15 protein-coding genes are annotated in these 12,687 nt (G+C 58.3%); 12 read left to right on the top strand and 3 right to left on the bottom strand.

The genetic code is table 11. The features are described from left to right. Nucleotides 1-10: 10 nt before the first annotated feature. The 6 genes from N2599_RS18275 to coaA are packed head-to-tail and all read left to right on the top strand — an operon-like array spanning nucleotide 11 to nucleotide 4,040. A complete protein-coding gene (locus N2599_RS18275; protein WP_027513430.1) occupies nucleotides 11-496 on the top strand; it encodes a DUF2628 domain-containing protein in 486 nt (161 codons plus the stop codon). Then, nucleotides 496-1,146, top strand: a complete 651-nt coding sequence (gene hisH / locus N2599_RS18270; RefSeq protein ID WP_027513431.1) for an imidazole glycerol phosphate synthase subunit HisH — start codon at nucleotides 496-498, stop codon at nucleotides 1,144-1,146. The genes N2599_RS18275 and hisH overlap by 1 nt, the downstream gene beginning before the upstream one ends. 29 nt (nucleotides 1,147-1,175) lie before the next feature. Further along, nucleotides 1,176-1,925 (top strand): 1-(5-phosphoribosyl)-5-[(5-phosphoribosylamino)methylideneamino]imidazole-4-carboxamide isomerase, encoded by a 750-nt coding sequence (gene hisA, locus N2599_RS18265; RefSeq protein ID WP_027513432.1) that lies wholly within the window; start codon nucleotides 1,176-1,178, stop codon nucleotides 1,923-1,925. Then, nucleotides 1,922-2,710, top strand: a complete 789-nt coding sequence (gene hisF / locus N2599_RS18260; protein ID WP_027513433.1) for an imidazole glycerol phosphate synthase subunit HisF — start codon at nucleotides 1,922-1,924, stop codon at nucleotides 2,708-2,710. The genes hisA and hisF overlap by 4 nt, the downstream gene beginning before the upstream one ends. A gap of 14 nt (nucleotides 2,711-2,724) precedes the next feature. Then, entirely contained in the window at nucleotides 2,725-3,039 is a 315-nt protein-coding gene (locus N2599_RS18255; protein WP_027513434.1) for a phosphoribosyl-ATP diphosphatase, read from the top strand. A 5-nt stretch (nucleotides 3,040-3,044) separates the two neighbouring features. After that, nucleotides 3,045-4,040, top strand: coding sequence for a type I pantothenate kinase (coaA, locus tag N2599_RS18250; protein WP_027513435.1), 996 nt, complete (start codon nucleotides 3,045-3,047; stop codon nucleotides 4,038-4,040). A 6-nt stretch (nucleotides 4,041-4,046) separates the two neighbouring features. On the opposite strand, the gene N2599_RS18245 is transcribed toward coaA, so the two are convergent. From N2599_RS18245 to N2599_RS18235, 3 genes are all read right to left on the bottom strand, one after another. After that, nucleotides 4,047-4,658 (bottom strand): alpha-ketoglutarate-dependent dioxygenase AlkB family protein, encoded by a 612-nt coding sequence (locus N2599_RS18245; protein WP_027513436.1) that lies wholly within the window; start codon nucleotides 4,656-4,658, stop codon nucleotides 4,047-4,049. A gap of 1 nt (nucleotide 4,659) precedes the next feature. After that, a complete protein-coding gene (gene arfB / locus N2599_RS18240) occupies nucleotides 4,660-5,094 on the bottom strand; it encodes an alternative ribosome rescue aminoacyl-tRNA hydrolase ArfB (RefSeq protein ID WP_027513437.1) in 435 nt (144 codons plus the stop codon). Nucleotides 5,095-5,189: 95 nt separating this feature from the next. Next, on the bottom strand, nucleotides 5,190-6,800 hold the full coding sequence (locus tag N2599_RS18235) for a phosphoenolpyruvate carboxykinase (protein WP_027513438.1): 1,611 nt from the start codon (nucleotides 6,798-6,800) through the stop codon (nucleotides 5,190-5,192). A 344-nt stretch (nucleotides 6,801-7,144) separates the two neighbouring features. On the opposite strand from N2599_RS18235, the gene N2599_RS18230 reads away from it, so the two are divergent. The 6 genes from N2599_RS18230 (at nucleotide 7,145) to ahcY (ending at nucleotide 12,611) form a co-directional block, all read left to right on the top strand. Continuing rightward, complete coding sequence (locus tag N2599_RS18230; protein WP_198521689.1) at nucleotides 7,145-7,876, top strand: response regulator transcription factor; 732 nt, start codon at nucleotides 7,145-7,147, stop codon at nucleotides 7,874-7,876. A 77-nt stretch (nucleotides 7,877-7,953) separates the two neighbouring features. Next, on the top strand, nucleotides 7,954-9,747 hold the full coding sequence (locus N2599_RS18225) for a sensor histidine kinase (protein ID WP_027513440.1): 1,794 nt from the start codon (nucleotides 7,954-7,956) through the stop codon (nucleotides 9,745-9,747). Beyond that, entirely contained in the window at nucleotides 9,747-10,196 is a 450-nt protein-coding gene (locus N2599_RS18220) for an HPr kinase/phosphorylase (RefSeq protein ID WP_027513441.1), read from the top strand. Before N2599_RS18225 ends, N2599_RS18220 begins: the two co-directional genes overlap by 1 nt. 152 nt (nucleotides 10,197-10,348) lie before the next feature. Next, nucleotides 10,349-10,750, top strand: coding sequence for a PTS sugar transporter subunit IIA (locus tag N2599_RS18215; RefSeq protein ID WP_027513442.1), 402 nt, complete (start codon nucleotides 10,349-10,351; stop codon nucleotides 10,748-10,750). Nucleotides 10,751-10,767: 17 nt separating this feature from the next. Beyond that, nucleotides 10,768-11,043, top strand: coding sequence for an HPr family phosphocarrier protein (locus N2599_RS18210; protein ID WP_027513443.1), 276 nt, complete (start codon nucleotides 10,768-10,770; stop codon nucleotides 11,041-11,043). Between the two features lie 167 nt (nucleotides 11,044-11,210). Further along, nucleotides 11,211-12,611: an adenosylhomocysteinase gene (gene ahcY, locus N2599_RS18205; protein WP_027513444.1), complete on the top strand. Its 1,401-nt coding sequence runs from the start codon at nucleotides 11,211-11,213 to the stop codon at nucleotides 12,609-12,611. Nucleotides 12,612-12,687 lie beyond the last annotated feature (76 nt).

Here is a 12,687-nt window from a genome sequence, read left to right as displayed (position 1 = left end):
CTTGAACGATATGACTTCCAGCTATCTGGTTCTGACGCCTCCGGGCGGAACGGATGTCACCCATGAGAAGACGCGCGTCATCCGCGACGGCTTCACCCTGCTCGGCTTTCTTTTCCCCTGGCTATGGCTTCTTGCGCACCGGCTTTGGCTCCATGCGATTGCAGCATTCCTGCTTCAAGGCCTGGGCGGTGTTCTTATGGATCGGCCCGGGCTCTGGCCGGCAGGTTTTGCGATCACAATTGGTACCTGCATTCTGGCCGGTTTCGAGGGCCAGAACCTGCGGATCCGAAATCTCGCTTCCAAAGGCTGGAACGAGGAAGCCGTGATCACCGCGGATTCGCTTGCGACCGCAGAAGAGATCTACTTTTCGAATTTTGAGACCAATGCAGATGGCGACAGCATGCCCGCGCCGGAATGGGAGCGACATCCGCCTTCCCCCCGCCGCAACGGCAATACGACTTCGCTTGGTCTCTTTGGGTTTAACGGAGGACGCTAATGCGCGTCGCAATTATCGACTACGGCTCGGGCAATCTGCGCTCGGCAACAAAGGCCTTTGAGCGTGCAGCGCGCGAGGCAGGCATCGACGCGCATATCGACCTGACGGACAAGGCCGACAATGTCGCGTCGGCCGACCGCATCGTTCTGCCGGGCGTCGGTGCCTATGCCGATTGCCGCCACGGGCTCGATGCTGTTCCCGGCCTGGCCGAGGCGCTGATCGAAGCGGTCGAAAGGAAGGCTCGGCCCTTCCTCGGCATCTGTGTCGGCATGCAACTGATGTCGTCACGCGGCCTCGAAAAGACGGTGACGCGAGGTTTTGGCTGGATTCCTGGCGACGTCGTCGAAATGAACCCCAACGATCCCGATCTCAAGATACCGCAGATCGGCTGGAACACGCTCGACCTCAAGCATCCGCATCCGCTCTTCGAAGGCATTCCGACAGGGCCTGATGGTCTGCATGCCTATTTTGTGCATTCCTACCATTTGGCCGCCAGGAACGCCGGTGACGTCATTGCGACGACAGAGTATGGCGGGCCGATGACGGCCTTCGTCGGACGCGACAATATGGCCGGTTCGCAATTCCATCCGGAAAAAAGCCAGAAGCTTGGTCTTGCCCTGATCACCAATTTCCTGCGCTGGAAGCCTTAGGCTCGCGCAACCTGCAAGGACTGAATCACATGATATTATTTCCCGCCATTGACCTGAAGGACGGCCACTGCGTTCGCCTGAAGCTCGGCGACATGGAGCAGGCAACGGTCTACAACCCCGACCCTGCCGCGCAGGCGAAAACCTTCGAGGATCAGGGCTTCGAATGGCTTCATGTCGTTGACCTCAACGGTGCCTTTGCTGGCGAGAGCGTCAATGGAGCCGCTGTCGATGCAATCCTCAAGGCAACGACGAACCCGGTGCAGCTCGGTGGCGGCATCCGGACGCTTGCCCATATCGAAAGCTGGCTGGTACGTGGCCTGACCCGCGTGATCCTCGGCACGATCGCCGTTCGCGATCCGGCGCTTGTTATCGAAGCCTGCAAGCAGTTTCCCGGCCGCGTTGCCGTTGGTATCGATGCGAAAGGCGGTAAGGTTGCCGTCGAAGGTTGGGCGGAAGCGTCCGAGCTTGGCGTCATCGAACTTGCCAGGAAATTCGAAGGTGCCGGCGTCGCGGCGATCATATACACGGATATCGATCGCGACGGGATCCTGACCGGCATCAACTGGGCCTCGACGCTGGAGCTTGCCGATGCCGTTTCGATCCCGGTGATCGCCTCGGGCGGGCTCGCTTCGATCCGGGATGTGAAGCGCATGCTGCAGCCCGACGCCCGCAAGCTGGAAGGTGCCATCTCCGGCCGCGCGCTGTATGATGGGCGTATCGACCCCAAGGAAGCCTTGGCGCTGATCAAGGCGGCGCGGCAAAAGGATAATGCACAATGACCCTGAAAGCCCGCGTCATCCCCTGCCTCGACGTCAAGGACGGCCGTGTCGTCAAGGGCGTCAATTTCGTCAATCTGATTGATGCCGGCGATCCGGTCGAGGCTGCGAAAGCCTATGATGCAGCCGGCGCCGACGAACTCTGCTTCCTCGACATCACGGCTTCTTCCGACAACCGCGAAACCATTTTTGACGTCGTTTCCCGCACTGCCGAGCAGTGCTTCATGCCGCTGACCGTCGGCGGCGGCGTGCGCAGCCTCGCCGATATCCGCAAGCTACTTCTTTGCGGTGCCGACAAGGTTTCGATCAACTCAGCGGCGGTGAACAACCCGGATTTCGTCGCCGAAGCGGCTGACAAGTTCGGCGACCAATGCATCGTCGTTTCGATCGACGCCAAGCGGCGCCGCACCCAAGCCGTTGGCCAGGACAACTTGAGCGCCTGGGAAATCTATACCCACGGCGGACGCAATGCGACCGGCATCGATGCCTTGGAATTTGCGCAGAAGATGGTTGCGCGCGGGGCCGGGGAGCTTCTGGTCACTTCCATGGATCGCGACGGTACGAAAGCCGGCTACGATCTTGAACTCACCCGGGCGATCGCCGATTCCGTCCGCGTGCCCGTCATCGCTTCGGGCGGGGTCGGCGATCTCGACGACTTGGTCGCGGGCGTGAAGGATGGCCATGCCAATGCCGTGCTTGCTGCATCTATCTTCCACTTCGGCACCTATTCCGTCGGCGAAGCGAAACACTATATGTCTTCGCACGGCATCGCGATGCGCCTCGACTGATTGAAAGTGACAGAATGACCGGATTTTCCCTTTCCGATCTGGAAAAAATCGTCGACGAACGGTCGAAGGCCCCACCGGATGAATCCTGGACGGCAAAGCTCGTTGCCGCCGGGCAGCAGAAGGCCGCGAAGAAACTCGGCGAAGAAGCCATTGAAGCCGTTATGGCTGCCGTGACCGACGATCGCGACAATCTTACCTACGAGACGGCCGACCTCCTCTATCACCTTTTGGTCGTATTGAAGATAGCAGGCATTCCGTTGCAGGATGTAATGGCGGAACTTGAGCGACGTACCGCTCAATCCGGCCTCAAGGAAAAGGCCAGCCGGTAGAGTTGATGAGTATCGCGACGCAAATTCTTGGGGCGCCAGAAGCGCTCGATCACTTCCAGGCGAATTCCTATTCGCCCTACAATTTCTTTTCTTCCGAGGAATGGGCGAAGTTCCGCGCCGACACGCCGCTCACGCTAACGGCCGAGGAAGTCGCGAGACTGCGCTCGATGGGTGATCCGGTCGATCTCGACGAAGTCCGGCGCATCTACCTCTCGCTGTCGCGTCTGCTTTCTTCACACGTCGAATCATCGCAATTGCTCTTCGAGCAGCGCAACCGATTCCTGACCCTGTCCGACGTGACAAAAACGCCCTTTGTCATCGGTATCGCCGGCTCTGTCGCCGTCGGCAAATCGACGACCGCGCGTATCTTGAAGGAGCTCCTGCGGCGCTGGCCGTCGAGCCCAAAAGTCGACCTGATCACGACGGACGGCTTCCTGCATCCGAACGCGGTACTCGAACGCGAAAACCTGATGCAGCGCAAAGGCTTTCCGGAAAGCTACGACACAGGCGCCATCCTGAAATTTCTCTCCGCGATCAAGGCCGGGCAGCCGAATGTAAAAGCCCCCGTTTATTCTCACCTTGTCTATGACGTCGTTCCGAACGAATACACGATCATCGACCGGCCAGACATCCTGGTGTTCGAAGGCATCAACGTTCTGCAGTCGCGTGACCTTCCTGCCGACGGCAAGATCGTGCCGATGGTTTCCGACTTCTTCGATTTCTCGATCTACATCGATGCCGAAGAAGAACTGATCCACAACTGGTACGTCACACGCTTCATGCGCCTGCGCGAAACCGCCTTCCGTGATCCGAATTCCTATTTCCATCGCTATGCGTCGATCAGCGAGAAAGAAGCGCTTTCGATCGCGGAGGGGCTCTGGGCCAACATCAACCTGAAGAATCTCCGGCAGAACATCCTGCCGACCCGCCCACGCGCTGATTTGATCCTGCGCAAAGGCGAGAACCACCTTATCGAGCAGGTCGCGCTCAGGAAACTTTAGCCGGATTCACGGATCGACACGCCTTAACGTCAGGTTGATCCGCCCGCCATTCTTGAGCAGCGTCGATGTCGCCGGATAGATGCGGTCGACGCCGTGAAAGCACAGACGCCCTTCGCCCCCAAGCACCACGATGTCGCCGCTGGTGAGTTTGATCGACTTCGTGCGGTCGGTGCGGGAAAGCCCGCCAACGCGGAAGAGGCAGTTGTTGCCGAGAGAGATCGAGACCACGGGCGCCGTCAGATCCCGCTCGTCCCTGTCTTGATGCAGGCCCATTTTTGCATCGTCGGAATAGAAATTGATCAGGCAAGCCTGCGGAGGTTTTCCGTAACCGGAAACATCGTTCCAGATGTCGAGAAGCACCTCCGGCATTGCCGGCCATGGCATGCCAGTGACCGGATGCGTCGATTGATAACGGTAGCCGCGCTCCTTGTCCGTGACCCAGCCGAGCGGTCCACAATTGGTCATCCGCACCGACATCGGCCTGCCCGTTCCCGGCATCACGGGCACGAAAAGCGGGGCTTCGGCGACGATGGAGCGAATCATTTCGACGAGTCCTTCCTGCCGGGCACGGTCAAGGTACTCGGGGAAATGACGAACGCCATTCGAAAGCTGCGGCATATCATTCTCCGCCAGGACGGCTGCGCATCTTCTTCACTTCGGCCCGCCCGGATTTCTCCTTCAGGCGGCGTTCGATCGAGCCTTTGGTCGGCTTTGTTTTCCTGCGCGGTGGCGGTGGCGGCTTGGCGGCTTCGAGGATCAAGTCCTTGAGGCGTTCCCGCGCATCCTCGCGATTGCGATCCTGGCTGCGAAAACGACTTGCCTCGATCATCAGCGCGCCTTCTTTTGACATGCGTTTGCCCGCCAGCTTCGTGGCATTCGTCTTGACACGGTCGGGAAGCGAGGGGGAATTCACGATGTTGAAGAACAGCTGGACGGCGGTCGAAACCTTGTTGACATTCTGGCCGCCGGGACCGCCAGCCAGAACGAACTGTTCCGTCAGCTCCCATCCAGCGATGGTAATCCTGTCGTTGATATAGAGCGCGTCGCTAGCCATGCGCTTCTATCTCATATCGGCAGGATTTTTAAAACATGCAAAGAAAAACCCGGCGAGGTCGCCGGGTTTCACGTGAATCATCAATGTCTTGTGGCCTATTCGGCAGCGGCCTTGATACCGGGTGCCGCATCGCGCACGCCGCCATCAACATGTGCCTCGAACTTCGCGAAGTTCGAAATGAACATTGAGACGAGCTTTTCTGCCTGAACGTCATATGCCGCCCCGTTGGCCCACGTGGAGCGCGGATCGAGAATGCTGGTTTCGACGCCAGCGACAGCAACGGGCACTGCGAAACCAAAATTCGGATCAATGCGGAACTCTGCCTTGGCCAGTTCGCCGGAGAGAGCTGCCGACAGTAAGGCGCGCGTTGCCTTGATCGGCATGCGCTTGCCGGTGCCGTATGCGCCGCCCGTCCAGCCCGTGTTGACCAGCCAGCAATCAACACCATGGCGGCCAATCAGCTGCTTCAAGAGATTGCCATATTCAGTCGGATGACGCGGCATGAACGGCGCACCGAAGCAGGTCGAGAATGTCGCTTCCGGCTCCGTCACTCCCTTCTCCGTGCCGGCGACCTTTGCGGTATAGCCGGAAAGGAAGTGATACATGGCCTGATCCGGCGTCAGACGCGCGATCGGCGGCATGACGCCGAAAGCATCTGCCGTTAGCATGATGATCGTCTTTGGATGCGCGGCGAGGCCTGTCTTCGAGGCATTGGGAATGAAATCAAGCGGATAGGCGCAGCGGGTGTTTTCCGTCAGCGAACCGTCGTCGAAATCCGGCTCACGCAGTTCGTTGAGCACCACGTTTTCAAGCACCGTGCCGAAACGCTGCGTCGTCGCATAGATTTCCGGCTCCGCTTCCGCCGAAAGGCGGATCGTCTTGGCATAGCAGCCGCCTTCGAAGTTGAAGATGCCATTTTCGCCCCAGCCATGCTCGTCGTCTCCGATCAACGTACGCGTCGGATCAGCAGAGAGCGTCGTCTTGCCGGTGCCGGAGAGGCCGAAGAAAACCGCAGAATCACCATCCGGGCCGGCATTCGCCGAGCAATGCATTGGCATGACACCGGTTGCTGGAAGCAAGTAGTTAAGCACGGTGAAGACGGATTTCTTCATCTCGCCGGCATAAGAGGTGCCGCCAATCAGAACGAGGCCGTTCGTGAGATCACATGCAATCACCGTTTCACTGCGGCAGCCGTGGCGCTCCGGATCAGCCTTGAAGCTCGGCAGATCGATGATCGTCAGTTTCGGCACGAAGGATGCAAGGGCAGAAAGCTCCGGACGGATCAGAAGATTGCGGATGAAAAGCGAGTGCCAGGCAAATTCCGTCACGACACGCGTCGGCAGCGCGTAGTTCTTGTCGGCGCCGCCGATCAGGTCCTGAGCGAAAAGCTCCTTGCCGACGGCATGCGCCAGCATATCTTGATGCAGCAAGGCAAAATGCTCCGGCGACATCGGCTTGTTGTTGTCCCACCAGATTTCGCCGTCCGTATTGGCATCGCGGACGACGAATTTGTCGCGTGGCGAGCGGCCGGTATGCTGTCCTGTCAGAGCACGAAGGGCGCCTTGGGCCGTGAGTTCGGCTTCACCGCGGCGAATCGCTTCTTCATAAAGGGAGGCGGCGCTAAGGTTATAGCGGACGCTTTTTGCGCGTCCCAAACCGATCGTCGCCAGCGCTATCGCCGGGTTGTGAATTCCGAACGTCTCCATGGCTTTTCCTTTCGTCCAAGGCTGCCGCCGTTAAAACTGAGAGAAAAAGTAAGGTGACGAATTTTAAAAAGCAATAGCGCTAAATGAAGAAAATATAATGATATCAAATATTTAATCGATTTAAATTTATTTTATTCATTTTAAATCGTTTGAACTGAGCATTTTGGATCGATTTTTATCGCAACACTTGTGTCCTGCCGTTTTGATCATTGCGACAATGCTACCCTTTATCTTTGCCACAATTTGTTCCACCTTTATCCTCCATAAGCGCATCCGGTCGTTGGGGCCGGCCTGGGGACATCAAAAATTCCGGGAGATGCGCATAGATGACGGAGACGAACACCATGGCGACAATCGCGCTCGTTGACGACGACCGCAACATCCTGACTTCGGTGTCGATCGCACTGGAAGCCGAAGGATACAAGGTCGAAACCTACACGGATGGCGCCTCGGCCCTCGATGGCCTTATCGCGCGCCCGCCGCATCTTGCCATCTTCGATATCAAGATGCCGCGCATGGATGGAATGGAGCTCTTGCGCCGCTTGCGGCAAAAATCCGATATGCCGGTGATTTTCCTCACCTCGAAGGATGAGGAGATCGACGAACTCTTCGGCCTCAAAATGGGCGCGGATGATTTCATCACAAAGCCATTCTCTCAGCGATTGCTTGTGGAACGGGTCCGCGCCGTGCTTCGTCGCGCCTCCAGCCGGGAAGCAACGGCCGTCTCGGCCGCCGGCGCTGCGCCTAAGGCGGGCGCTGCCCAGCTTGCGCGTTCGTTGGAGCGCGGCCAGCTCGTCATGGACCAGGAACGCCATACCTGCACGTGGAAGGGCGAACCGGTAACGCTGACGGTGACCGAGTTCCTGATCCTTCACTCGCTCGCACAGCGTCCGGGCGTAGTGAAAAGCCGCGATGCGCTGATGGACGCGGCCTATGACGAACAGGTCTATGTCGACGACCGCACCATCGACAGCCACATCAAGCGGCTTCGCAAGAAATTCAAGATGGTCGATACCGACTTTGATATGATTGAAACGCTTTACGGAGTGGGCTACCGCTTCCGCGAAGCAGCCTGACGCCGGACGGCGCGGCGCATGAGTATTGTCGAGGGCCGCAGGCCGGCAACGGCCGCGCCCTCCGAAAGGGCCTGTCGTTGGCACAGTTGGTGCAGGAAAGGGATTTGGATGATGCGGAAGGCTTGAGCGGCCGCCGTGTCAGGGGAAGGCGCTGGTCGCATCCCTTCACCATCATTCGCCGGATCTTCGGCAATGCGGTCTTTTCGAGCCTGACGCGCCGCATTCTCTTTTTCAATCTCGCAGCACTGCTCGTCCTTGTCGGCGGCATTCTTTACCTCAACCAGTTTCGCGAGGGGCTGATCGACGCCCGCGTCGAAAGCTTGCTGACGCAAGGCGAAATCATTGCCGGCGCGGTTTCGGCATCGGCTTCCGTCGATACCAACTCGATCACGATCGATCCGCAGAAGCTTCTCGAGTTGCAGGCCGGGCAAAGTATTACGCCTGTCCCGAATGATGAGGATCTGGAGTTCCCTATCGATCCGGAAAAGGTTGCACCGGTTCTCAGGCGGCTAATTTCGCCAACGCGAACGCGCGCCCGCATCTTCGATGCCGATGCCAACCTGCTTCTCGATTCCCGCCATCTTTATTCGCGCGGCCAGGTTTTGCGCTTCAATTTGCCGCCGGTTGAAGAGGAAAAGCAGACTTGGGGCGAATGGCTTACGACGCTTTTCAACAAGGCGTTGCAACCTGGAAACCTGCCGGTCTACAAGGAAGCGCCGGGCGGCGACGGATCAATCTATCCGGAAGTGATGAATGCGCTGACTGGTGTGCGCGGCGCCGTTGTACGCACCACCGAAAAGGGTGAGCTGATCGTCTCTGTGGCTGTCCCGGTCCAGCGTTTTCGCGCCGTTCTCGGCGTTCTGCTCCTTTCAACGCAGGCAGGCGACATCGACAACATCGTCCATGCTGAACGACTGGCGATTATGCGCGTCTTCGGTGTGGCGACGCTCGTCAACGTTCTGCTGTCGCTGGTTCTATCCTCGACTATCGCCAATCCGCTTCGCCGTCTCTCGGCTGCGGCGATCCGCGTCCGGCGCGGCGCGAAGGAGCGCGAGGAGATCCCCGATTTTTCGGCCCGCCAGGACGAGATTGGGAACCTTTCGATCGCCCTCCGCGCAATGACCACCGCACTTTATGACCGCATCGATGCGATCGAGAGTTTTGCCGCCGATGTCAGCCACGAGCTCAAGAACCCGCTGACGTCGCTTCGCAGCGCTGTGGAGACGTTGCCGCTTGCCAAGTCGGATGATTCCAAGAAACGGTTGATGGATGTGATCCAACATGACGTCCGCCGCCTCGATCGTCTCATCAGCGATATCTCCGACGCCTCTCGCCTTGATGCCGAGCTTGCCCGTGTCGATGCCCAATCCGTCGATCTCGAGGCTTTCCTCAGCGATCTGGTTGAGGTTTCCAGACAGATTCGCCATAAGAACAAGGACGTGCAGATCGAGTTCGCGATTGAACGCAAGCCTGGGATCAAGACGCGCTTCGTTGTTAACGGCCATGATCTTCGTATCGGACAGATCATCACCAACCTGATCGAGAACGCCCGCTCCTTCGTTCCAGATGAAGGCGGCAAGATCACAGTCCGGCTGTTTCGCACGCGGTCCCGTTGCATCGTCTACATCGAAGACAACGGCCCAGGTATCCAGGCGGAAAATATCGACCGTATCTTTGAGCGCTTCTACACCGACCGGCCGGAATCGGAAGGCTTCGGGCAGAATTCCGGTCTCGGCCTATCGATCAGCCGTCAGATCGCGGAGGCGCATGGCGGCTCGTTGCGCGCCGAAAACATCGTTGATGCGGAAACGGCTGAAGTGCTTGGCGCCCGCTTCATTCTCGCCCTGCCCGCAGTCTCGATGTCGTCGTGATGGGCGCGGCTTTCAACATCAACGCCACGGCGATCGTCATCAACAGGACCGGTCTGCTCTTCGTTGGCCCCTCGGGCTGGGGTAAATCCATGCTGGCATTCACTTGTATCACGGAAGCGAAGCGGATGGGGCTGGCTGCCTTGCTGGTCGCCGACGATCAGGTATTTCTGTCGAAACGCGATGGTGAGATCGTTGCCGAATGTCCTTCCGCAATCTCCGGGTTAATCGAGTTGCGCGGGACCGGCATCGTCAAATGCGAAAGCGTCCCGCTCGCCCCGATGCATTACGCCGTGCTCCCCGGCAGTGCGTCGGGCGAGAATCGCCTCCCACCGGACAACGACATCGCGCATTTCGCAGAAGATTTTTCGCTGCCGGCTCTTCGCTTGCTGGCAAACGCTACAGTACCTCTCGCGATTTTGATGGCAAAGGCACCGGACATAGGCCGATAGTGCCTGCTATACAGGCGGATTCGCCCCATATCTCTGCATTTTTATCTTGCACTTCGGCTTTTGATGGCCAAGATGTGCCCCCACCGGTGGACGCGATTGCTGCATTGCGATATTGGGGCCACCGTTTATATGCCATTGGGAGCAGTTAAATCATGATCGGACTTGTGCTTGTCACTCATGGCAAGCTGGCTGAAGAGTTTCGTCATGCCGTGGAGCATGTCGTCGGTCCTCAGAAATTTATCGAGACGGTCTGCATCGGCCCCGAAGACGATATGGATCAGAGACGGCAGGATATCCTGCACGCGGTCTCTGGCGCGGACGATGGCCACGGCGTCGTCATCCTGACCGATATGTTCGGGGGTACTCCTTCCAATCTCGCCATTTCGGTGATGAGCAGCGGTCATACGGAAGTGATTGCCGGCATGAACCTGCCGATGCTGATCAAGCTTGCCGGCGTACGCGGCGAAAACAACATGGAAAAGGCGCTCGTCGAAGCGTCCGAGGCCGGGCGGAAATACATCAATGTCGCCAGCCGCGTTCTGAGCGGCAAATGATGAGCACAAGCCCCGCCATGACCGCGCTTTCCCGGGAACTGCTCATCGTCAACAAACGCGGCCTACACGCGCGCGCCTCCGCCAAATTTGTCCAGATGGTCGAAACATTCGACGCTGCCGTTACTGTCTCGAAGGACGGCATGACGGTCGGCGGCACCTCGATCATGGGCTTGATGATGCTTGCTGCGAGTCCGGGCACGACCGTTCTCGTATCCGCGTGCGGCAACCAGGCCGCCGAAGCGCTGAACGCATTGGATCAATTGGTCCAGGACAAGTTCGGCGAAGAAATGTGAGCTTTCCGGGCTTCATATAAACATATAAAGACTTCTTTATATCCTTGTTGCCATTGCCTATGAAGCCTGCTACACGGCGAGCACGGCCGTGCGTCATGCACGCGCTCGAGCTATTGCGCCGTCACTGCGCGCTTTGACTATGAGACGCTTTTCAGCTGGAGACCTCGATGAGCACTGAAAAAGATTATGTCGTCGCCGATATCGGTCTGGCGGATTTCGGCCGTAAGGAAATTACGATCGCCGAAACCGAAATGCCGGGCCTCATGTCCTGCCGCGCCGAATTCGGCCCGTCGCAACCGCTGAAGGGCGCGCGTATCACGGGCTCGCTGCACATGACGATCCAGACGGCTGTTCTGATCGAAACGCTGGTGGCGCTCGGCGCCCAAGTCCGCTGGGCCTCGTGCAACATCTTCTCGACGCAGGACCATGCCGCTGCCGCAATCGCGGCTTCCGGCGTTCCGGTCTTTGCCGTCAAGGGCGAATCGCTCGAGGACTACTGGGTCTACACCGACAAGATCTTCCAGTGGGCCGATGGCGGTCTCTCCAACATGATCCTCGACGATGGTGGCGACGCTACCATGTACATCCTGCTCGGCGCGCGTGCTGAGGCTGGCGAAGACGTGCTCTCGCACCCGCATTCCGAAGAGGAAGAAATCCTCTTTGCACAGATCAAGAAGCGGCTTGCCACTTCACCAGGCTGGTTCACGAAACACCGTGATGCGATCAAGGGTGTCACCGAAGAAACCACCACCGGCGTCAACCGCCTCTACCAGCTTAGCCAGAAGGGCCTGTTGCCCTTCCCGGCGATCAACGTCAACGACTCGGTCACCAAGTCGAAATTCGACAACAAGTACGGTTGCAAGGAATCGCTGGTCGATGGCATCCGTCGCGCCACTGACGTGATGATGGCCGGCAAGGTTGCCGTCGTCTGCGGATATGGCGACGTCGGCAAGGGTTCGGCGGCGTCACTTTCCGGCGCCGGTGCCCGCGTCAAGGTCACGGAAGCCGATCCGATCTGCGCGCTGCAGGCCGCCATGGACGGTTATGAAGTCGTGCTGCTCGAGGACGTCGTCTCGTCGGCTGATATCTTCGTCACCACGACTGGCAACAAGGACGTCATCCGCATCGACCATATGCGTCAGATGAAGGATATGGCGATCGTCGGCAATATCGGCCACTTCGACAACGAAATCGAAGTTGCTTCGCTCCGCAACCTCAAGTGGACGAATGTAAAGCCACAGGTCGATCTGATCGAGTTCCCGAAGGGCAATCGCATTATCCTTCTCTCCGAGGGCCGGCTGCTCAACCTCGGCAACGCGACAGGCCATCCGTCCTTCGTCATGTCGGCTTCCTTCACCAACCAGACCCTGGCTCAGATCGAACTCTTCACCAAGCCGGATCAATATTCCAACCAGGTCTACATCCTGCCTAAGCACCTCGATGAGAAGGTTGCGCGCTTGCACCTCGACAAGCTTGGCGTGAAGCTGACGCAGCTTTCTGAAGAACAGGCCGCCTATATCGGCGTTTCGCCGAAGGGTCCTTTCAAGTCTGACCACTACAGATATTAATCTGAGCAACAATATCCACAACATCTTGGGGATGCCGCATTGACATATGCGGCATCCTTATTTTTTGGAACACACC

It is taken from the genome of Rhizobium sullae (assembly GCF_025200715.1).
Taxonomy (GTDB): Bacteria; Pseudomonadota; Alphaproteobacteria; order Rhizobiales; family Rhizobiaceae; genus Rhizobium; species Rhizobium sullae.
This window is presented reverse-complemented; position numbering and strand designations above follow the sequence as displayed.